The sequence below is a fragment of the Haloarcula marismortui ATCC 43049 genome (assembly GCF_000011085.1).
Classification (GTDB): domain Archaea; phylum Halobacteriota; class Halobacteria; order Halobacteriales; family Haloarculaceae; genus Haloarcula; species Haloarcula marismortui.
Genome location: NC_006394.1, coordinates 1 through 20,876 on the forward strand (window position 1 = coordinate 1; position 20,876 = coordinate 20,876).

General features: G+C 57.2%; 24 protein-coding genes. 16 read left to right on the forward strand and 8 right to left on the reverse strand.

What is annotated here, in order from left to right; translation table 11 throughout:
* The first annotated feature begins 157 nt into the window (after positions 1–157).
* Positions 158–721 (forward strand): hypothetical protein, encoded by a 564-nt coding sequence (locus RR_RS01445; protein WP_011222391.1) that lies wholly within the window; start codon positions 158–160, stop codon positions 719–721.
* A 17-nt stretch (positions 722–738) separates the two neighbouring features.
* On the opposite strand, the gene RR_RS01450 is transcribed toward RR_RS01445, so the two are convergent.
* Positions 739–2,157 (reverse strand): argonaute/piwi family protein, encoded by a 1,419-nt coding sequence (locus RR_RS01450; RefSeq protein WP_011222392.1) that lies wholly within the window; start codon positions 2,155–2,157, stop codon positions 739–741.
* Positions 2,154–3,578 carry a hypothetical protein gene (locus tag RR_RS01455; protein ID WP_049938491.1) on the reverse strand — a complete coding sequence of 475 codons (1,425 nt, stop codon included), beginning with the start codon at positions 3,576–3,578 and terminating at the stop codon, positions 2,154–2,156. Before RR_RS01455 ends, RR_RS01450 begins: the two co-directional genes overlap by 4 nt.
* Positions 3,579–3,690: 112 nt before the next feature.
* On the opposite strand from RR_RS01455, the gene RR_RS01460 reads away from it, so the two are divergent.
* From RR_RS01460 to RR_RS01480, 5 genes are all read left to right on the forward strand, one after another.
* The gene (locus RR_RS01460; RefSeq protein WP_011222394.1) at positions 3,691–4,539 is read left to right on the forward strand and encodes a hypothetical protein; all 849 of its coding nucleotides are present in this window, start codon (positions 3,691–3,693) and stop codon (positions 4,537–4,539) included.
* Between the two features lie 161 nt (positions 4,540–4,700).
* Positions 4,701–5,333: a hypothetical protein gene (locus tag RR_RS01465; RefSeq protein WP_232508511.1), complete on the forward strand. Its 633-nt coding sequence runs from the start codon at positions 4,701–4,703 to the stop codon at positions 5,331–5,333.
* A gap of 91 nt (positions 5,334–5,424) precedes the next feature.
* Positions 5,425–5,991 (forward strand): hypothetical protein, encoded by a 567-nt coding sequence (locus RR_RS01470; RefSeq protein WP_117614913.1) that lies wholly within the window; start codon positions 5,425–5,427, stop codon positions 5,989–5,991.
* 57 nt (positions 5,992–6,048) lie between these two features.
* Entirely contained in the window at positions 6,049–6,483 is a 435-nt protein-coding gene (locus tag RR_RS01475) for a TRAM domain-containing protein (RefSeq protein WP_011222397.1), read from the forward strand.
* Positions 6,484–6,639: 156 nt separating this feature from the next.
* Complete coding sequence (locus RR_RS01480) at positions 6,640–6,912, forward strand: hypothetical protein (RefSeq protein WP_049938509.1); 273 nt, start codon at positions 6,640–6,642, stop codon at positions 6,910–6,912.
* Positions 6,913–6,996: 84 nt separating this feature from the next.
* Here RR_RS01480 and RR_RS01485 read toward each other — a convergent pair whose 3' ends face one another.
* Both RR_RS01485 and RR_RS01490 read right to left on the reverse strand, forming a co-directional pair.
* The gene (locus RR_RS01485) at positions 6,997–7,692 is read right to left on the reverse strand and encodes a nucleotidyltransferase family protein (RefSeq protein ID WP_011222399.1); all 696 of its coding nucleotides are present in this window, start codon (positions 7,690–7,692) and stop codon (positions 6,997–6,999) included.
* The gene (locus tag RR_RS01490) at positions 7,689–8,363 is read right to left on the reverse strand and encodes a helix-turn-helix domain-containing protein (protein ID WP_011222400.1); all 675 of its coding nucleotides are present in this window, start codon (positions 8,361–8,363) and stop codon (positions 7,689–7,691) included. The genes RR_RS01485 and RR_RS01490 overlap by 4 nt, the downstream gene beginning before the upstream one ends.
* A 406-nt stretch (positions 8,364–8,769) precedes the next feature.
* Between RR_RS01490 and RR_RS01495 the strand changes: the two genes are divergently transcribed.
* The 3 genes from RR_RS01495 to RR_RS01505 all read left to right on the forward strand — a co-directional run bounded on the left by RR_RS01495 (position 8,770) and on the right by RR_RS01505 (position 11,498).
* Positions 8,770–9,588, forward strand: coding sequence for a ParA family protein (locus tag RR_RS01495; protein WP_011222401.1), 819 nt, complete (start codon positions 8,770–8,772; stop codon positions 9,586–9,588).
* Positions 9,585–9,992, forward strand: coding sequence for a hypothetical protein (locus RR_RS01500; protein WP_011222402.1), 408 nt, complete (start codon positions 9,585–9,587; stop codon positions 9,990–9,992). The genes RR_RS01495 and RR_RS01500 overlap by 4 nt, the downstream gene beginning before the upstream one ends.
* Positions 9,993–10,265: 273 nt before the next feature.
* Entirely contained in the window at positions 10,266–11,498 is a 1,233-nt protein-coding gene (locus RR_RS01505) for a tyrosine-type recombinase/integrase (protein WP_011222403.1), read from the forward strand.
* Positions 11,499–11,531: 33 nt separating this feature from the next.
* On the opposite strand, the gene RR_RS01510 is transcribed toward RR_RS01505, so the two are convergent.
* Genes RR_RS01510 through RR_RS01520 form a run of 3 tightly spaced genes read right to left on the reverse strand, consistent with a single transcriptional unit; the run spans position 11,532 to position 14,353 of the window.
* Positions 11,532–12,185: a hypothetical protein gene (locus RR_RS01510; RefSeq protein WP_004594625.1), complete on the reverse strand. Its 654-nt coding sequence runs from the start codon at positions 12,183–12,185 to the stop codon at positions 11,532–11,534.
* 28 nt (positions 12,186–12,213) lie between these two features.
* Positions 12,214–14,133 carry a heavy metal translocating P-type ATPase gene (locus tag RR_RS01515; RefSeq protein ID WP_011222404.1) on the reverse strand — a complete coding sequence of 640 codons (1,920 nt, stop codon included), beginning with the start codon at positions 14,131–14,133 and terminating at the stop codon, positions 12,214–12,216.
* 4 nt (positions 14,134–14,137) lie between these two features.
* Positions 14,138–14,353 (reverse strand): heavy-metal-associated domain-containing protein, encoded by a 216-nt coding sequence (locus RR_RS01520; RefSeq protein ID WP_004594622.1) that lies wholly within the window; start codon positions 14,351–14,353, stop codon positions 14,138–14,140.
* Positions 14,354–14,554: 201 nt separating this feature from the next.
* On the opposite strand from RR_RS01520, the gene RR_RS01525 reads away from it, so the two are divergent.
* Complete coding sequence (locus RR_RS01525; RefSeq protein ID WP_004048660.1) at positions 14,555–15,079, forward strand: ArsR/SmtB family transcription factor; 525 nt, start codon at positions 14,555–14,557, stop codon at positions 15,077–15,079.
* Positions 15,080–15,108: 29 nt separating this feature from the next.
* Here the strand turns inward: RR_RS01525 and RR_RS01530 are convergent, their stop codons facing one another.
* Complete coding sequence (locus RR_RS01530; protein WP_011222406.1) at positions 15,109–16,575, reverse strand: amidohydrolase family protein; 1,467 nt, start codon at positions 16,573–16,575, stop codon at positions 15,109–15,111.
* A 328-nt stretch (positions 16,576–16,903) separates the two neighbouring features.
* On the opposite strand from RR_RS01530, the gene RR_RS01535 reads away from it, so the two are divergent.
* The 6 genes from RR_RS01535 (at position 16,904) to RR_RS01560 (ending at position 20,792) form a co-directional block, all read left to right on the forward strand.
* A complete protein-coding gene (locus tag RR_RS01535; RefSeq protein ID WP_011222407.1) occupies positions 16,904–18,298 on the forward strand; it encodes a permease in 1,395 nt (464 codons plus the stop codon).
* A 125-nt stretch (positions 18,299–18,423) separates the two neighbouring features.
* Positions 18,424–19,023, forward strand: coding sequence for a helix-turn-helix transcriptional regulator (locus RR_RS01540; protein WP_011222408.1), 600 nt, complete (start codon positions 18,424–18,426; stop codon positions 19,021–19,023).
* Positions 19,024–19,191: 168 nt separating this feature from the next.
* Positions 19,192–19,512: a hypothetical protein gene (locus tag RR_RS01545; protein ID WP_004594618.1), complete on the forward strand. Its 321-nt coding sequence runs from the start codon at positions 19,192–19,194 to the stop codon at positions 19,510–19,512.
* 57 nt (positions 19,513–19,569) lie between these two features.
* Positions 19,570–19,923 (forward strand): SHOCT domain-containing protein, encoded by a 354-nt coding sequence (locus tag RR_RS01550; RefSeq protein WP_004594617.1) that lies wholly within the window; start codon positions 19,570–19,572, stop codon positions 19,921–19,923.
* 95 nt (positions 19,924–20,018) lie between these two features.
* On the forward strand, positions 20,019–20,435 hold the full coding sequence (locus tag RR_RS01555) for a DUF302 domain-containing protein (RefSeq protein ID WP_004594616.1): 417 nt from the start codon (positions 20,019–20,021) through the stop codon (positions 20,433–20,435).
* Between the two features lie 3 nt (positions 20,436–20,438).
* Positions 20,439–20,792: an SHOCT domain-containing protein gene (locus RR_RS01560; RefSeq protein ID WP_004594615.1), complete on the forward strand. Its 354-nt coding sequence runs from the start codon at positions 20,439–20,441 to the stop codon at positions 20,790–20,792.
* Positions 20,793–20,876: the final 84 nt, after the last annotated feature.

The window sequence follows — 20,876 nt, forward strand, 5'->3', positions numbered from 1 at the left end:
GTGTATACAGACAGTTGACTTAGTCATTTGGTATTTTAAAGAGGAGTTTAGTGTAACAGGTCTGGAGTTCGACTATGATATGCCCCTCTGGCCAATCTGACATCCAATCCGCCAACTATTAGCCATCTCTTTGTAGCTCCGATCAGACTCGGACAATATGCCGAAGCCCGATATCGAAGTCTTCGACGACGGCGACGCCTATCCATATTCGTCGCATATCCGCGTAGCAGGTACAGAACTCCAGCTGGGCGATCTTCTTCTCGTGTTTGATTCTCCCGATGACAATAGTGTCAGCTTCTTCGAGCGTGTCTATGGGTTCACTTGGCCGGGAATCATCACTCACGTCGTCGATGGGCCTGTTCCTGCTGAGTTTCACAATTTCGAGGACTTTGCTGCGGATCTCGACAGCGGGAAGATCGCGGTCGCCAGCAAACGCGAACAAACGAGCTTCTTCGTCGACGAAGACACCGTCCGGACTATCACGCTCTACCGATACCAGTACCAGGGCGGGTGGCAGCCGATCGTGATTGATGAGCGACGAGATCCACTTGAGAACACCCCCTTCAATGAATCAATTACTCTCTATGAGGATGGAGAGCAGGTAATTGAAGAACTACTCGGGATGAGTTCCCCTGAAGAGAAGCAGGAGGTTGAGCATATCCGCGAATTTCTGCGGTCTGCTGGTTATCAACTAGATCCAGTCCCTGATTCAGACGAATAAGCCTCTCACTCACCGATTCACATATAGTAGAAATACTGTGGCCGAACCTCTGAAATGGACTCAGTATCTACTTCGGATAGGATTGTACCGACACGCTTTGCAACACTCACGGTTGCTGGCATCCGAATTGCGTAGTCCGATGTATTCCAGTCGAGTTTTGTGAAAAAGAGAATCTCCTTACAGATCTCTAACGAAGGTGTCTCACAAATCTCGTCAGGTCGGATCTCAATCGGTGATGGTACTCCACTCCCCTGATAGGTCGTCTCTTCCGGGACATATCCGGATGTGTAGAGATAGTGGACGTCGTCATCAGGGACGCTCAGGAGGGTTCCCCGCATGGCGGGATAATCCGTAGGTGGGAACAACCTGACCTTTGGCCGCCTACGAACCCAGACTAGATCTAAATCGCGAACACCGTCTGTGGCATCAAGCAACCCTTCACGTTCTTCTTCCCAGAAGACAGATGGCTTATGAAGGACGAACCGGCTGGGACGTGTCCCTTTCTGAGCTTCGTAGTATTCCAGAATCTGCTCACCTACCTGTCTAGCCGCCTCATATGAGAGGTGGGGAGACCCATTCTCGTCCTCGGTGATATCCGGGAGTGGATCGCTCTGAAGGATAATATGGTCCCGTCCGTGAAAGACGTGAGCAAGAGCAGCTCGAATTACATCATCTCCTTCGTCTCGCTCTCTGTAGAACGAGAGCCCTGCGTAGCAGTGCCCATCTTCGATCTGTCGAGTTTTCCAGGGATGCCCTCGTTGAGACTTGTATAGAAGTCCAACTGTGAGATTCCAGGCCCGAGATGCTCGCTGTCGGTCAGTACGGATCGCAAGTGTGGATGGCTTAATCAGTTGTGTGGGGATTCGAGCCTCCATCCCGATCAGTTTGATTCGATTTCGAAGATCAGAACCTTCCGACTGGATTCGCGCATGGTCTTGGTTCTCAGGAGTACACGCGTCCATCACTTCTTGCGGAATACAGACGATGATTGCGTTCGGCTGAACCGAATCCCGTTCGATTATCTCTATGTCTTTCTGCACTAGCTTCAGGAATCGCTCCATCCGATCTCTGGGGGTCGATTTACTCGTAACAGATTGGATGTCTCGTCGACGAATTTGGCGTCTCCAGCCCTTTTTTGCATTAATAGAGAGATTGAGCGGGGAACTCTTACCTAGCCCGGGATAGGGAACCTGCCACGGATTATCACTTGTTCCTGGATGGATCCCGACCTCCATATCATGAAGTAGTTCGGTCAACCGGCGGATTGAATCTCGATCGCCGATAATCCCGAGTTTGATTGTATGGTGTCCTTCCTCATAGAGGCGTGGACCATATCTGATAAGGCCTCGTTTGGGAGAGGTTTCAGTACCTCCTTCAAACTGAATCTCTGGCTCCTCGAGGTGACGAAGCGTGAACGGGGTATCTTGGGGCGTCATTGTTCAATTCCACCTGTGTTTTCGAGATCAGAAGCTGACTCGATGAGCTCATCACGTTCGTCTCCGTCTTTGGGCGGGCGGACATTGAGGGACAGCGAGTCAACTCTGGTTACTTCGAGTTCCTTTACGACGGGTATCTTTTCACCCATAAACCGGTCAAGCTGGGTCTGATCCGACATCAGCAACTCTTCCCAGACACGCAGTTGGCGGTCGTACTTACTATTCTGGGCGTGGAAACGATTTGGCGAGAAGTCGTTTTGGAGCCGTGATTTACGCTCGCCTGTTACAGGTCGACGACCATCTGAAGTGAAAACCTGTGTGGGTAGCAGAACGTAGTAGTATTCTCCCGCATAGCGCCGTACTCGTACTTTGACACCGCGGTGGATGACATCGGGGTAGGAGTCTAACTCCTTTGCAACCCATGATCGACCTAGTTTTCGTTCGGTACCGTGCTGTCTGCGATCTAGTTCCGGGTATACGGTTGTTCCTTTCTCACGGTCGATGAGACAATCGTTGTCTCTTGCAACGAGAGTGAAAATCCCCCTGAGAAGGGATCTTACGATGTTTTCACGCTCCTCTTCTTGAGCCCGCGTTCGGAGGAACTCCTCGAACTCTCGCGTTTCGAAACGGTCCTCGTGTATGTAATGACGAGTAGACCCCGGAAGATGGTCCGGATGAACGAGCGAATATAATTTCCGCTCGTGAAGCTTGATGGGGAACGCTTCGTTGTTGTAATTATAGACGCGAGCAGATTCGGCTTCCTCTGTCGTCTCTATGATGTACAGTGTCTCTGGGTAGCGGGTTACCTGAAACAGATTCGTCGCATATTCTGTTTCCTCAGAAACCGGTTCATACGAATGAAGATATGGTTCGTACTGGAACCGTTCTGTTTTCTCGAGCTGATGAGCTTGTTGACGGAGGTCGTCGTATGTACCTACGAAAACATGGGTATCGATAGCAAAATCTCGGAACTCATCTACATCAGTATCATCTAGCCGATCTACGACCTCATCGTTAACGCTGTCTTTGAGCTTTTCGTAGAAGTCGACCAGTTTCTGATTATCGGTGACATCACGATCGAACAGGGCTTTCCAGAGCTGGTCATTAGAAAGTGTCTCCGTAAAAATATAGAAATCAAACCGGTGGGGTTGGGGTTGTTTGATATATTCGAGGAAATACCGGGCCAATTCGTCTCTAAAATCGTTCGGGCTGAGGCCTGTGGAATACGCTTTTGCCTCGGCTACCACTTTATCGCCCGTAGCTTTGTTCACAAACTGAATATCGTCAAGCGTAGAGTGGAAGGCTGAATCCCGTTCGACCATATAATTCAGCCCTTCCATGTACTCGATGACGACTTCCTTATAGTCCTCCCCGCGTCTCGCCGTCCCTTCCCGCTCTTTATATAGATTGTAGATGGGCACGTTGTATCTCGTTACAAGGAAGTCTCGTGTGAATTACTTTTCCCTCAGTCGTTGGATAGTCTACTGGGATCCGACGGTACTTCTATAAAACGAGCGGTATATATTGGAGATAATGAATCGCGAGGACTTGGGAACGACTCTGCGCCTCCTCAATCGCGAACGTGGGGCCGCGGATGCGTTACCGAAAAAGTCGCTTCACAAGCTCCTCTACCGTATTGACGTCAAATCTGCCGAGCGAAATCTGGATATCTCGATCCCGTATTATTGGTATCTCTTTGGTACTGTCTCTCCAGCCACGCCCTCGACTGTCCCCTCAGCGAGTATTAATGAGCCCGGACTTGAAGATCGCCTACGTTCTGTTGTCTCAGAGGCTCTCTCTGAATATTACGAACATGGATTAGAATGGCTCACAGACCGAATGTATGATGATGCGCCGTATCAGGTTCAGCGGGATTTTCGGGAGTTAGATAAGAAAATACGAACGTTACATACGGAGTACCACGATTTCTTTGAGGTTGACCCAAGCAGAGAATCAGTACTCAGCTCCGTCCACGACACTTTTGAATCATTTCCAAACGACCGATTTCCGGAGTACGATCGACCACTAATCAAGTGGTATAACGCGGTCACTCGAGAACTCCATTCTCATTCTCCTGATCCCTCCAGATTGATGACGGTGAATGTAACGTTCTGGCGTATCTTTGCACTCGAGCTTGCTCAACGGCATGCCCAGGGAATGTCTCCGGAAGAGGTTCGTGGGAACCTCGGTATAACCTCGTTTGAGGAGGCTCGGAGTTCTGCGATTCAGAAACTTGACGAATTCGAAGAGGAAGACCTTGATGCGAAATTTTCTGGATTACCGACTGAACTCGAATCTGAACGGAGTGCAGCTGACGAACTTGTTGCTCCGATTCTTGAACGCCGGGGAATTGCGCACGAAGATCTCCATCCGGGCCAATGACTCGATACTTCGTAGACACTAACGTCCTCATTGGACTCACGTTTTCTCACGATCGGTGGGCCGTAGAAGCAGAGCGTATCCTAGACGGTCATAACACACTCTTCACGAGTGAGTTTGTGATCTACGAGTATTGCAGCCGTCCACAAGGAGCGCCTCGAGTTGTGTCTGACCCCGATCAGCTACAGGTTGACCCTGACGATACCGATGGCGTGTTCGGGACCGTTCTTGAAGACTTTCAAGAGAACGTCGAGGATAATATCCCAATGTACAACCGAGAAATCGATTTACAGCGCTACGATGGGCTTTCCTTTGAGAGGATCTTAGAGATTTTCTTCGATAATATTGAGGTTCGAAGTCAGGCCAAGCCACACTTTGTTCGACACTTCCAGGACTACTTCTCCTCGCGTGAAATCACCCCACGGAATGCGAAACGGTGTGTCGAAGATCTTCGAGATCGTGTTCTCCACGACGCAAAGGAGCGGAAAGACGCACTAATGGATGCTGTCCACGTCATGTCGTCAACTTATGACGATCAGGAGCGCGCTCGCGGTCTAGTCAAGGAGCACATCGGAATTCGGGAGTCCCGGATTCCTCCAGTAGACTCTCAGTGGCTTCTTGACGCAATAGGGCTTGCAGAACGCGATGTGCTTCAGCGTATTGTGACCGGAGATAAGAAAGACATTGTCCGATATCAGCAACAGCTGACGTCATTATTTGATGTTTCAATCCTCTATATTTTGGATGAGTTTCATACGCGTTCCCAAGTCGGTCAGGATTCACACGAGATCCTCTGATTACGCAACGACTGGTAAGAAGGTACACTGTCGCCGGAGCTGAGGTCCACTCTGACAGGAAGTACTTATGGGTGCCCTCCGGACGAAGCGTATGGGACTCTTTGAGACCTTATTTAGCTCATCCACTGGGGATACTGTCCCTCAGGCACAGCAACCGAGTCAGCACGAAATCTTCCCCGAGGACAAGTACAATGTCGCATACGCTGTAGCCGCTCGGCGTGAAGAAATTCGGGCGTTAGAACACCTTCTAGAAGCGGATCAGACCTCACCTACCGCCCTGGAGGCTGAGCCTTTCCTTCAGGATATAATCGAAGAGATGGAGCGGGATCGGGAATACTCCCTCCGCCTTCGCACCTCTGGGGAGGAGCTCGTCGACGATCTCCGTGAACTCATAGAGCATTGGGACAATCAGGTAAATGAGCAGATAGGGACGATTTGGTGGCCTATCGGAGCAGATACGAGGTTCAGGTTGTACCTCCATTATCTGGAACTTCGTGCTGACGCGGAGGATGACCAATTTTCGTTCCCGGAGTCTGCTGGACAGGTTCACACTCTCGTCCAGCGTGGTCTCAGTGCAATAGACGATGATGACGACTCGAAGCTCGCTGTAGTCCACAAGCGAGACATTCCTTGGGAAGAACCAGTTGAGGACAGCTGATCCAGTTCGCTCCTTTGCAAAGAGACCGATTAATTGTATCCAGTATCAAACCCAGCTATGGTAGAAATCTCAGACTCCCTGTGTTCCCTGTTCACTGCGAAAATTAAGAAGGAGAATGGCACATTCGTCATCGAGATTCCTTCGAGTGAGATCAAGCATGGGGCGCTGACAGTTGATGAAACGTACCGCATCGCTCTTCTTGATTCATCCTCCGAAGCGGAATCAACATCCCCACAGAGCCCACGGCATCCCGCCTCTCAGGGGAGCACGAGCCATGATTCATCTGGTCCTCCCGTTGATGAGGGAGAAGTGCGCGACGTGACAATCGAAACCGTCGGTGATCAAGGAGACGGTATTGCGAAAGTCGAACGGGGGTACGTCGTGATCGTTCCCGGCGCTCAGCCCGACGACGAGCCAACAGTCGAAATCGAACAAGTTCAGGAGAACGTTGCGTTTGCGAGCATTGTCGATAGCGATCCGCGAGCACTCTAACCCATTCCCCTTCTGTGGATCAGTCTTCTTCTCGGTAAACCATCGGTGTGAGAAGGCTCCGTTCGCGTTTGTCTGATGGAGGTGGTTCTGAAAGTCACGTCACGTTTTCTTCACGCGCTCGCGATGGCACAACCTTCCAAAGCCGAAATACAATCTATGACAAAGGAACCGATTGAGGTACTCGACGACCTGGCCAACCAGGTCGCCGATGAGTTTGAGGCGTATAGGCAGCCGGACGAATTCAAGGATGTCTCGCTCGTGATTGAGAACAGCGATGAGGAACATCCGACGCTGATCGTCCACGTTGATAGAGAGGACGCGGAGTCCCTTGCCGACCGTATTGATGAGTTCCTCTGCGAGCATGGTGCTCGTACTGAACGGGAACGACACTCAGCTACGGATGTCCGTGTATTAGCGACGGTCGACTGACACCGCCCCTCCAATTTTTTGACTTACTGTAAACACCGCTGAAGGACCCTATCTTCATTTCCGATCAAGGGGGTCCCGACCGCTTCAGCTCAGGTGGTTAATCTGTACAGACAGATACTCTTGGAGAGCGGTGACCGTTTCTTCTGAGACTGCTGAGGCCCCGAAGTCACTCCGATACCCGTGCTTGAGTTCATCGCTCTCTATGATCTCCAGTCCACGCTCAAGCTGCTCCCGTAGCGCATCGTCGTCCCCTCGACGAAGGTGAGGCGTGACAGCGTCGAGATCGATTTCTTCTGCTACTGCCAGGACGTCCCGGAGGTCCGTTTCACGGCCGCTATGGAGCTTTGCCGCGACGAGGACTGCTCCATCGATGACTCTGGCTGTGGTCGTCACTGTACCTCCGCTCACCTCCTGTTGGTGGCTGTGGTCGTACAGGTAGTCGAATGACCACTGTGCCTCCGTCTGGCGACACCCGAGTCCGTTTACCAGGAGATCGAAGCCGATCGGCTGCTGCGGCGTGAGCCGCTTCTCGTACTCGATTACTTCGGTGTCGTAGAACCATTCTTTGGCGTGGCTGTCCGTTTTCTCGAATCCCCGCTGTTCGAGGAACTCGACGAAGTCAGCCTTTGAGTCCGGCGCGACGACGATATCGAGGTCCGTGGAGAAGCGAGCATTGAACGCTGAGACAGCGTAGCCGCCAACAAGAACGTACTCGTGGCCCTCTTGGGTGAGCTCTTCGAGCAGTTCGATGAGCGCGTCACTTCGGTTGTTGAAGCTCATGGCTGCGCCCGTTCGGTCTCTCGATACGTGACGCCGAGATCGAGGTCCTCGTACATCCGGTCGAGCATCGCCAGCCCCGACTGGAACTGGGCGTAGTTCTCGCGCATATACTCGATTGTCTCTGCTCTCGGGATCACCGGGTACCCTTCGACATGCTCGATATCGAGTAACGCGCGTGGCTCGAGGACGATCTGCAGCGGTCCGTCCAACTCGTCTCGGGGCTGTCGCTCGAATGCGGTCGGGAGGTCGAACCACTCGAAAAATGTCTCCCAGGCGTCGACGTCATGCTCACGAACAGCGAGGAACAGTGGATAGTCGTCGGGCTCGCGACCGACCTGGTAGCCGCCCTGGGTCCACACGTAGACGGCGTCGATCCGTGTGAACGCGAACGGCCAGTCACCGAATTGTGGGATGACGTACGTTTCCTCGATGGAGGGTGGACTGACGCCAGCGCTGGCAGCGACGAGCTCTCGTGCTGCGTCTCTCACGTGTTCGTCGACGACTGAGAGGCCGTCGTCATAGGTGACGTAGCCTGCGTCTTCGAGTCGGTTAACGGCCTGTCTCACCGTCTCGTACGGCGTGTGGAGGTGCTGGGCGACACGACGGATGGAGTCACCACTCTCGATCGCGAGGATGACCTGCGCCGCGGTGTCATCGAGTACCTCGTACATCTGGTGGTTACCAATAATCCGGTAACAGTTAAAAGTCTTACTCGAATGGCCATGAACCCACTATCTCTCCATACTCTCGAAGGTAGTCCTGATTCCCGCTGAAAACACGGGGAACGACTATAACGAATTCAACGAACAAAACGAACAGAACGAGAAAAACGAATGAATTGAACGCATTCTGGGGAACGAACTGGCACCCTCTACTCGATGAACAAAACGAAGAAAACGAACGTAACGAACAGAACGAATGAGTTGATGGCAACGAGTGCGTTTGCTTCAACGAGTGTAACGAACAGTTGGTTTTAACACTGTAGTAATCCTCTCACCGAGTGAAACACCCTCACCGAACGCACCGAACTAAACGACCATAACGAACGAAACGAACACAACGAGAGAAACGAAGATAATGACCGACACCAATACCGCACGAATCACGGTGGCGAATCAGAAGGGAGGCGCGGGGAAGACGACCGACGTCATTCATACAGGCGGCGCACTCTCTGCCAGAGGCCACGACGTCCTCCTGGTCGATATCGACTACCACGGAGGACTCACCTGCTCGCTTGGCTACAACGACCTGTACTACGATACCGACCGCACAACGCTGTTCGACGTCCTCGACTTCGATCAGATGGAGTCGGTGAACGACATCATCGTCGAGCACGAGGAATTCGACATCCTCCCCGCCAGTGAGAAGCTCGCGAACAACAAGAACATCCAGACGTTGCTTGAGGCGCCGAAGAGTCGCGAGCGTTTGGAGATGACACTCGACGAACTCGACAATGACTACGACTACATCATCGTCGACACGCCGCCATCCCTGAACGTTCTCACCGACAACGCCCTCGTCGCGACCGGCAACGTCGTCATCCCCGTCATCCCCGAGAAGCTCAACGCCAACAGCCTCCAAATTTTCGCAAAGCAGCTGAGCTCCCTCGAACAGGCGTACGGAGACATCAATCGGCTCGCGATTGTCTGTAACCGTGTCGAGCAGAACGCCGAACACCGCGACACCATCGAGGAGATCAAGTCGGCGTACTCCCTTCCAGTGTTCGAGATCCCGAAGCGGACTGACCTCTCCCAGTCGATCGGCGAGGGGGTGTCCGTCTTCGGCTTCGGCAAGGAGAACCAGCGCGTCGAGGATGCACGCGACTTGTTCAACGAGATCGCCGACCTGTTCGACGAGACGTTCGAGAAGACCGCGCCTGAGGAGGTGAAAGCATGAGCGACGGCTGGGGCGATGCTTCCGGCATCGAGGGCAATTACGAAGAGGAGGACGATGAGGTCGATTCCGGTGAAACGAGCGAGATGAGTGAAACGGTGGAAACCAGTTCATCGACCGAAACGACCGAATCGACTTCAACGAGTGAAACGAACGAAACGAGCAAAACGAAGACAAACATCAAGGACGAGTGGAACGGGCGGACGATCTATATTCCCGACGATGTCCTCGACGAGATGGAGGATACCTACCTCGAGTCCCAGCTGAAGCTCCGCAAGGCGGGGCAGGACGAGTTCAAGAAGAACCGCCACTTCTACCCGCTACTCGTCCAGTTCGGTGTTGAGGCGCTCTCTGATGCGGATGCTGAGGAAATTCAGGCTCGGCTTTCGGAACTCGGAGACGAATGACCTCGCGCAGAACGAGGACCGAGTTTTTGTATAGCGATATACGATATACAATATTCTGAAGTGCGGAGTTCCGGCGCTAAGAGACTCTAGACCCCCGAATTCTCCCGATGGCTCGAAAACAACAAGTGGTCCTGATTATGCTCGTAATCACGACCACTTTGAAGTACCCCGGCGCCGTCGGTGAAGCACGAATGCTGCAACCGCCTCACGACGACGCTTCCCCCAGGGTAGAGGACCCGAGACCGGGGCTGCAGGACGGTGGAGGGCCGGTGAATGCCTGACCGAGCGCTTTCGACGCCGCTCGACGACAGCTTCGAGCGCTACCTCCAAGACAAGGGGAAAGGCCGGGGCGGCGGCGGTGGGAACTATCGACGTAACGCTGCACGCGAGCTCGAACGGTTCGCCGAGTGGGCCGCCGGCGACCGCGGCGCCGACGACTGGACCGGGATCGCCGACGACGTCGGCCGCGAGCCGACCTTCGACGATCTCGACGAACGCGTGTTCCGGGAGTACGCCCGACATCTCGGTGGAGATCGGGGACTCAAGCAGAACACAGTACAAACCTATTACCGCTATATCTCTGCGTGGTGTGGCTGGTGCGTCAACGAGGGATATCTTGAGGCCCACTACGCGCAGCGAGCGAGTGCGATGGCGCCGCTGCCGGAGGACGACGGCCGCAAGCCCGGCGACCAGCAGGCCTGGACGTCTGAACAGCGCCACGCCCTCACCCGCCACGTCGACGAACGGGCCCGCGACGCTGTCGAGGCGTACACGACACTCCCAGAGGATACTGACCCCCTCGACAAGCAGCGAGCACGCTACGCGGCGCTGAAGGCGACTCGTGACCGGGCTCTGGTGTTCGTTCTCGCGTACACAGCTGTCCGCGTCGGCGAACTGCTCCGGGATCCGAACGACCCGCGCCGGCGCGGCGTCCGCTGGGAGGACCTCTCGCTCGACGACGGGAGCATGGACGTCTACCGGAAGAAACAGCAGTGGGACGCCGCCAGTCTTCCCGATCCGGTGATCTCGCCGCTCCGGAGCTATCGCCAGCTGATGGATCCGCCGACGGAGCGCTGGCCGGTGTTTCCGACGTTTGACCAACGGACGCTCGCAGAGCTCGTCCGGGAAGAGCTAGCCGAACGAGGGGAACGCCCAGAAGCAATCACTAAACGCCGTGCGGAGTACGCTCGCGACCTGCTGCTGGCGCTCGATGTGGACATTCGGCCGCCGTCGATCACGACGGACGGCGCACGGTCGATTCTCCAACGACTCTCGGAGGCCGCGGAGATCGACATCGACCATCCGAAACACGATTATCTTGCTCCGCACGGTGGCCGTCGTGGCATGGGCGAGGTTCTGGTCCGGGCATTCGGATATACTGTGGCGGCCCGATATCTCGATAATTCTGAGGAGATGGTTCGTGAGCGGTACTCGCATATCGAGGCTGGTGAGTTAGGTGATGTCGCTACTGAGGCCCTTGAGGAGATCGATAGTGTACCGCAGTAACTTATTTCGAGTGAGAGGGGTAGACCGTCGCGTTCACACCGCGTCGACGGTGAACAGCGAGTCGTCGCTGAGGACGACCTGTACCCGGCGGTGCCAGGCGTCAGCGAAAGCCTCTCGTTGCTGGTCAGTTGCCGATTCGTCGAGAATCCCTTGGAGGTTCCCGATTGCGGGTCCACCGTCAGGAACGTCGCTGACGTGGTAGGTCACTTCGACGGTCTCGTCCGTGTCGGTTCGCCGGAACCGGAACGTCGGGTCCGCCGTGTCCGGGTCGAACGCGTCGAAGCGCAGGAGGTCGCGGCGGCCGCCATAGCCGCCGGCGAGCCCGCTGAATCCGTCATCGCCGGTCGCGCCAGTCACGTACGAGATGATGCGGCTCATCACGCCGTACGCGGCATCGTCCTGCGGGCCGGCCGTCTGGACCTCGATTTCGCTCCGGACTGGATAGTCGTCGGGATACAGGGCGTCGAGCCCGAGCTGGACGATCCGATAGGCACCCGAGGCTGTCGGACAGGAGTGTCCGGCTTCTTTCACCGCGTCCCGGTAGGTGACGACGAACGGCTCGCCCGGTTCGAGGACGCCGAGGGCCTCCGCGACGGGGTCGCGGATTTCGATCGGGTCGGCGTCGTAGTCGACCTGCCAATTGGTTCTCGTCTGGGTCGTGTCAGTCGCAGTCGAATTCGATGTCATGAGTTGTGGTTGTGATCGTGTCTCGTGGTCAGTAGCGGAGCAGTCGCATCCCGTTGAGGATGACGAGGAGGACGCTGGCCTCGTGGACCAGCATTCCCGACGCGAGGGTGACGTAGCTGGTGAGCACGCCCGCGAGGAGGACGGTCACGGTCAGCACCGCGAGCCCGACGTTCTCGAGGACGTTCCAGCGCGTCGCCTTGCTGAGTTTGACCGCGTACGGGATGCGTTCGAGGTCGTCGGCCATCAACGCCATGTCAGCCGTTTCGATAGCGGTGTCCGTTCCCGCAGCACCCATCGCGATGCCGACATCGGCAGTGGCCAGCGATGGCGCGTCGTTGATGCCGTCGCCGACCATCGCGACGACGTGGCCGTCGGCCTGGTAGCCCTCGATGACGGACTGCTTGTCCTCGGGGAGGAGTTCGGCACGGTACTCGTCGATACCGACCTCCTCGGCAACGGCAGCGGCCGTCCGCTCGTTGTCGCCGGTGAGCATCACCGTCTCGATGCCAGCGTCTTGGAGCGCCGCGACGACCCCAGAAGCGGCCTCCCGGAGCTCGTCCCGCATCGCAATCGCGCCGATGATGTCCCCGTCCCGAACGACGTGGACGACTGTCTCGCCGCGCCCCTCACGCTCGCGGACGTAGTCGGCGACCCGATCGGGGACATCGACGTCGCGGTCGTCCAGCAGCGCGCGGTTGCCGACGACGACTTCCTGGCCATCGGCATGGGCGATGACGCCCTTGCCGGCGACCACGTCGAAGTCGTCGGGATCGGGGACCGACCTGCGCCCCACGTCCGTATCGTCCGCTTGGGCGACCGTCGCTCCACCGTCCGTCGCAGCCGTCTGGCGTTCGCGGGCCATGTCGACGATGGCGTCCGCGAGGTGGTGTTCGCTCTTCTTCTCGGCGGTCGCTGCGAGCGAGAGGACGTCGGCGGCGGCGACGCCGAACCCCTCGATACCGGAGACGGTGGTCTCGCCCTTCGTGAGCGTCCCCGTCTTGTCGAAGGCGACGAGATCGATCTTGCCGGCGCGTTCGAGGTGTTCGCCGCCCTTCATCAGCACGCCCGACCGGGCGGCGTTACCGATGGCCGAGACGATGCTGACCGGTGGCCCGATGACCAGCGCGCCCGGACAGCCGATGACCAGCAGCGTCAGCGACAGGATCGCGTTCTGCGTGACCGCGTACGCGCCGATAGCCAGGGCAATGACGGCCGGCGTGTAGTACTTCGCGAACCGGTCGATGAGACTCTCCGTGGGCGACTGAGCCTCCTGGGCCTCCTCGACGCGACGGATGATCCGTTCGAGAGTCGTATCCGATCCCGCTCCCGTCGTCCGGATTTCTAGCGCGCCCTCCTGGTTGACCGTCCCGGCGTACACCTCGTCGCTGTCGGCCTTGTGGACGGGCGCGCTCTCGCCGGTGACCGGCGCCTGGTTGACTGCGCTCTCGCCGTCAACGACGGTTCCGTCGACCGGGATCTTCCCGCCCGGCTTTACGACGACGACTTCGCCCTCTTCGACATCGCGGGCGGAGACCTTTTGGAGTGTCCCGTCGCGACGGACGGTCGCCGTGTCGGGCGTCATCTCCAGTAGCTCCTGAAGTGCCGTCCGGGTCTTCCGCATCGTCCGGCCTTCGAGGTAGCTGCCAAGGCTGAACAGGAAGACGACGGCGGCGGCTTCCCAGTACTCCCCGATGACGATAGCACCGATGGCGGCCAGCGTCACCAGCGTCTTGATGCCGAGCGTCCGGTTGGTGACCTCGTGGTAAGCGGTCTTGGCGATGTCGTAGCCACCCACGACCGTCGCGAGGACGAGGATGGCGGCGCTTGCCATCTCGAAACTCGTGAGGTAGCCGAGACTCCAGCCACCGCCGTACAGCAGGCCGCTTGTCGCCGTGACGATGGCCTTCCGGTGGTTCCGGTAGTACTGCGTGATCGATTGTTTGTTCATAGTGTTAGGCGGGCTGGGGAGTGTACCCCTGGTTTTCGATGGTCTCTGCGAAGGCGTCGGGGTCAGCGACGCTGTCGTCGTACTCGATCTCGACGCGGCCGGTCGCGTAGTGGACTTCGACGTGCTGGACGCCGTCGACGTTCGACAGGGCGCGTTCGACGGTACTCGCGCAGGTCGGGCAGTCGAAGTCGAGGACGCGGAATTGGGTTGTGTCGCTCATTACAGTTTGAGATAGTGCCCGTACCTCAATAAGTATTTTTTATATGATATGTTTGAATTCGGATACGAGTCGTTGGAACAGTCAAACGGGTCGTCTAGGGCTTTCGCTATCGCGGGTCCATCCTGTACTGGATACCTCGACAGACACCTACCCGACTCCTGCCCCGCTACCTTTTCCCGCGTGCTCGCGCTCAGTCCTCGTATGAGTGATTCCGATACCGACCACCGTCTCGACGACATCGCGGTGCGAGACACTCGGATTTCGGACGCCATCGACGAGCCGATGCGGGCGATGGTCCTCGACATTCTGTCCGAGGAAGCCCTAACTGCGACCGAGGTCCACGAACGCCTCGACGATCGCGGCATCGACCGGACGGAGAACACGGTCCGCCATCACATCAACGAGCTCCGGGATGCGGGCCTCGTCGACGTCGTTCGCTTCGAGGAGGGGCGTGGTGGGACGACGAAGTACTACCACGCGAACACGATCGTCCTCTCGTACTCACTACCAGATTCGGCCGACGCCGCCGTCGAGGAGATGATCGACGCTGCCCAGCCCCAGATCACGGACGCGCTCACTACGCTCACCGACGAGTACGACGACGCTATTGAGGAGATCGTCGAGGATATGCAGCCCTGCGAGCACTGCCAGACCCAGAAGTACGAGACGTACGTTCTTCTGACCGTCCTGCGACGTGCGTTCGTTCGCGCCCACAGAAATTCCTGAGGGGGAACCACCCCTACGCTGGCAGGGTCTTAGAAGGAGAACCGATCACGCGCGGATTGCATCGCGAGGCGAGTCAGGAGTCGCGCAGGGCCACGCTTTGGGAGGTCCCGTACAGTCTCGATGCTGGTCGGCGGTTCACTACCACCAATGTCTAACTCCCAGCCTGTCTCGTCCATGAAGCGTTCGACAGCCTGATTTACTCGCTGTCGCACGTCGTCCGAGTCCATTGTCTCGGGCACACCATTCCGGAGGACGACGTCGCCGTCAACGATCACTGTCTCGACGTCGGCCGGGACCGCGTTGTTCACGACGTGTGCGGGAACGTTGGTCAGTGGCGTGAACTTCGGTTTGTCGACGTCGAGGAGGATAATATCCGCGCGCTTTCCCGCTTCGATACTGCCGATCTCGTCGCCCATCCCCAGCGCGCGTGCGCCCTCGATAGTGAGCATTCGTATCAGTTCCATCGAGTCGAACTGCCCGGCTGAACGCTTGAGATTTGCCGCCAGCCGAGCTTGCCGCGCTTCACCGAACATGCTGTACGAGTCGTGCCAGTAGTGGTCGTCAATCCCTACTCCGACGTCGACGCCGGCGGCTCGAAGCTCGGGAACGGGCGTCCACTGCGTCTCCCCGTCCGGATTCCAGTAACAGAAGACGGACGGGCAGTGCGCAACAGCCGCGTCCGCCTCGGCGGTTCGCTGGATGTCCTCTTCGTCGCCGAGGCGGAAGTGAGCAGCGACCAGTCGGTCGTCCAGGAGTCCAACGTCGTCGAGCAATCCTACCGAGTCCTCGCCACCGTTCGCTCGTGCCATCGTGTTACTCTCCTCGAGTTCGAGCAAGTGCGTGTGGACGAGCAGGTCCGGATACTCTGCGGCGAGGGATGCGGTCCGTTCCCACAGCTGCCGGGTACACGACCAGTCGTCGTGCGGGCAGATCGTCGCCCTGATTCGGCCGTCGTACGTGTCGTGGTACGTTTCGACGAACTCGCGAGCACGGGAGAACTGCTGATCGACTGGTTGGTCCCAGAAGAGGTCCGAGATCGCCGGGCCGAAAAATCCGCGGAGCCCTGCTTCCCCGAACGCCTCTGCACCTGCGGCAGGCCGTGCGTCCATCGAGTTCACGGTTGTGACACCGCCCAAGAGGAAATTGAGCGCTGCGAGCTCGACGCCTGCCTCGACGAGGTACTCGAATTCGCCGTTCCCTAATCTGTTAAACAAGGCCGTCCCACTCCCAAGCATCTCCGTCAGCTCGAGTTCGCTAAACGCACCGATGAGCGGTGTCATCTCCAAGTGCGTGTGGGCGTTCACCAACCCCGGCATCACCAGTTTCCCGTTCCCGTCGATAACGGTGGACGCTTCTAATTCTCCGTCTCCTGCACGTGATGGTCGGACTTCTTCGATACAGCCATCGGTGATGCATACTGTGCCGCGCTCGTACAGGCGGTTCCGCTCGTCGGCTGTGAGAACGAGTGCATCATGGATTGCCAGATCGACAGCCATCGTAAATTAGGAAGTGGATGTGACAGTTACCGTACTGGACAACCGAGCAGGCCGGCGAAGGCTGTTCTTCCAGGTGGTGTTCCCCTCATTTGGGATATCATCGGTCTCTACTGGTCCCATTAGCCTCTAATACGTCGGCGTGATTTAATCAGATTCCCCTTTTGAATCTGAAGTCGGATTCCGTGGAGCTTGTGGAGGTTTGCAATGTTTTCCCCTCTTCACGATAGATCATCTATGGCCGACGGTTACGATGCCATAGTACTGATACCCTCATAGGCAGTATATTCTAATCAAAACCGCAATAGATGATCCCTACAATGATACACCTATGCAGGCGACGATAATCGACGGAGTTCTTGAATCCCTTCGTATCGGTGTCGGATTTCTCTGGACGGCGGCGTGGGCGATCATCATGGGCCTCACGATTACGAGTCTCGTCCAGGTCTACGTCTCGAAGGAGCGGATGGCACAGGTGCTGGGTGAGGGCGATCTAACTGGACTTACCAAGGCGACTGTGTTCGGAGCAGCAAGCAGTGGCTGTAGTTTCGGCGCCGTCGCCATCGGGAAGGGCCTGTTCAAGAAGGGGGCGCACGCGGTGAACTTCCTCGCGTTCATGTTCGCGTCGACGAACCTCATCGTCGAACTAGGGCTGATGATTCTCATCCTGCTTGGCTGGGAGTTCCTCGTCGCGGAACTGCTCGGCGGCCTGATTCTCATCGCCGTCATGGCCGCCATCGTCCACCTCACGCTTCCCGAAAACCTGTTTAACGAAGTCCGCGAGAAGCTCAACGAGCGCGACCACCAGGCGGGCGTCACGGAAGATCCCACCTGCGGGATGGAGGGGAAAGACGAGTACACGCTCACGACCGACGGCGGTGAGACGCTCAAATTCTGCTCGGAGGGCTGTATGGAGACCTATCGCCAGGAGACGTCGAGTAGCGGCGGGTGGCGTGACGAGTTGCTGTCGTGGGGTGGCTGGTACAAGGTCGGGAATCAGTACCGCAAGGAGTGGTCGATGATCTGGAAAGACATCGTCGCCGGCTTCCTTATTTCTGGGTTCGTCATCGTCTTCGTCCCGCAGTGGGTGTGGAACACGCTGTTCATTCAGGGCGACGGCCTGCTCGTGACTGCCGAGAACGCCGTCATGGGCGTCATCATCGCCGTCCTCAGTTTCGTCGGCAGTATGGGCAACGTCCCGTTCGCCGTCGCGCTCTGGGGTGGTGGCGTCAGCTTCGCCGGGATCATCGCGTTCGTCTACGCCGACCTCATCACCGTGCCCGTCCTGAACGTCTACCGGAAGTACTACGGCTGGAAGGTGATGCTGTACATCCTCGGCGTCTTCTTCGTCACGATGGCGTTCACCGGCTTCCTCATGGAGCTGCTGTTCGACGCGCTGGGTATCGTTCCAGATCTGGCGGGCGGCGAGACGGCGACTGAACAGACGTACTTCGAGCTCAACTACACGTTCTACCTCAATATTATCGCCTTTGCGCTCTCCGGGTTCCTTCTGTATGTCTACCGGCGGGGACTCGGCGCACCAGGTCAGTATCGAGATCCGGTGTGCGGGATGCGAACCGACGATGAGGGCCCGAGTGCGTCCCACGATGGGACGACGTACTATTTTTGCTCAAAGAAATGCAAGCGTACGTTCGAAGAAGAACCAACGGAATTTACTAATCAAAGCCCGCAAATATCGAGCCACGATCACGATCATGACCACTGATGATCGCACTGTGGTTCATCCGCTGTGATGGGGTTCATCATCACAGTTTCAATCCGCAATTGTCACACCTACTGCGCTCAAATAGACGGTATGAATAGTCAAATCCCGCAACTCGGGGCTGTCATATGAATCGCCGTCGAGCAGATACTGTCGTCGGTGTGCTTCTCGGGTTCGTTCTCCTGGCCGGCGGGGTACTCAGTTGGCGGGCCTATCAACAGCGTCGGGCTATCGAGCAATCGATGGGGTCAATGATGGGTTCATCTATGGGAACGATGCACGGCCCAGACCCCCTCTGGTACGTGGTTGGAACCCTGCTGGTTGCTGGCGTTATCGGTGGCGTCTATTACGTGGTCCGGGGAGAACTCACCGATCCAGAAGTGGCCGACACAACGGCGCCTGTCGATCCTGCACAGACATCGGCGGCAACAGCTACGTCGATGGATGATGACGCTGCACCGGCGACGTCTATCAATCCTGAATCGGACCCCCAAGCACGCGTTCTCGATCTCTTACCGGATGATGAACGACGCGTCCTCGAACCCGTCCTGAACTCCCCCGGAATCACGCAGATTGAACTTCGGGATCGATCTGAGTTCTCGAAGAGTAAAGTAAGCCAGACCGTGAGTTCACTCGAGGAGCGAGGTCTGCTGTATCGGGAACGACAGGGTCGGACCTATCGTGTGTATCCGAGTGATGACCTTCGGCAGCAACAACCGGGAAAATAGTCGCTATCTATCGGGCGCTCTCCCTCTCGAATTCCGTAGGTATGAACGGTCTCCCTCGAGCAAAACGGTTAGAAGATGTTATAGACGTTCTCGAACGTTCTCCTGTATGGATTCACACCCATGTCGATAACTCCCGAGCAGGCCTACGAGTAACCGAGGAGAGAGACAATGACCAACTTCAAACTCGGCCGGTGGCTGCTCGTGGCGCTCGCGATTGTCGGACTCGCGTTCGCCGCACCGGCAGTCAGCGCACACGACAACGCAACGACCGCTGACGACGCGCCTACGGACAATGCCACCGCAGATGAATGGGCCACTTGGATGGAGGCACAGATGACCGAACACATGGGCCCGGGTAGCGTCGAGTGGATGGAGTCGCACATGGGTGTGACCGTCGACGAGATGGCCCAGGACATGGCTGACGGGGAATACCACGACGGGGCTGACGACGGCTACAACGGCGGGATGTACGGGCAGGGCCACTGCTGACGGCTCTGGCCGTTTCGATCGCTCCAATCGAACACCACAACTCACCAACGCAAGATAATGACGCAACTCACCACTCACATCGGACGCACTGCTCGGCGACTCGCGATCCTCGCCGTCCCGCTGCTAGTTGCGGCGACTGGACCGGCTGTTGCCCACGGTAGTGGGAGCTACGGCGGCGGCATGATGGGGGGCGGCTGGGGCCTCTTCGGTGGAGCGATGGGGCTCTGGGGGTTCCTCTGGATGGGGCTCCTCATCGCCGTTCCGCTCTACATTGTCTATGCGCTCCTCAATCGAGGCTCCGGTGGGAACGAAGAGCAGTCGCTGTCGGTTCTCCGTGAGCGCTACGCCCGCGGAGAGCTCTCGGATGACGAATTCGATCGGCGGCGAGAACAGCTCGAACGCACCGGATGACTGGAGCAGCTGCTGTTCCAGCCGATACATCATATTCCCAACGGCCGCCGTTGCGGCACCCAACCGTTAACCCCGTAGACGGGGTATGATACTTCATGGAATACACAATACAGACTTCAGTCACCGGTGAGTTCGACGACGTCGTCGACACGACGATTGCGGCGCTCAAAGACGAAGGATTCGGCGTCCTCTGTGACATCGACGTCCAAGCGACGCTCGAGGAGAAACTCGGCGAGGAGTTTCGACAGTACTGCATCCTCGGTGCGTGCAACCCGGGGCTGGCACACGAGGGCCTGAACGAAGAGATCGAACTCGGCGCACTCCTCCCGTGTAACGTCATTGTCTACGAAACCGACGGCGGCGAGGTCATGGTGAGTGCCGTCGACCCACAACAGCTCGTCGGCATCGCCGACAACGAGGCACTCGACTCGATCGCGAACGAGGTCCACGACCGGTTCGAACGCGTTCTCGCCAGCGTCGCGGACGAACTCGAATCATCGACCGAGATCTGAACCATGACATCATCAAACCAACTCGACACCACAACCATCGTCCTCCTCATCCTCGGGGCGATCATCGTCCTCCCCTTGCTCACGATGGGGATGGGATTCGGCGGGATGATGGGATACGGTGGAATGATGGGTGGATACGGGACGACCAGCGGCTGGTGGCCACTCGTCGGGATGCTCGTCCAGCTGGTCTTCCTCCTCCTCCTGCTCGGTGGCGGATATCTCGTCTTCCGTCGCGTGACGGCATCGCAGTCGTCGCGGAATCCCGCAATGGAGGAGCTGCGTATGGCATACGCCCGCGGAGATCTCACCGAGGAAGAGTTCGAGGCGCGTCGGAACAAGCTCGAACGCTCGGAGTGACGGTCCGACCACCAACCTCCGGCGTTACTCACGTCCGGCCCCTTGGAATCCGAAATCTGTGACCCTCACAGCTTTCGGATGTGA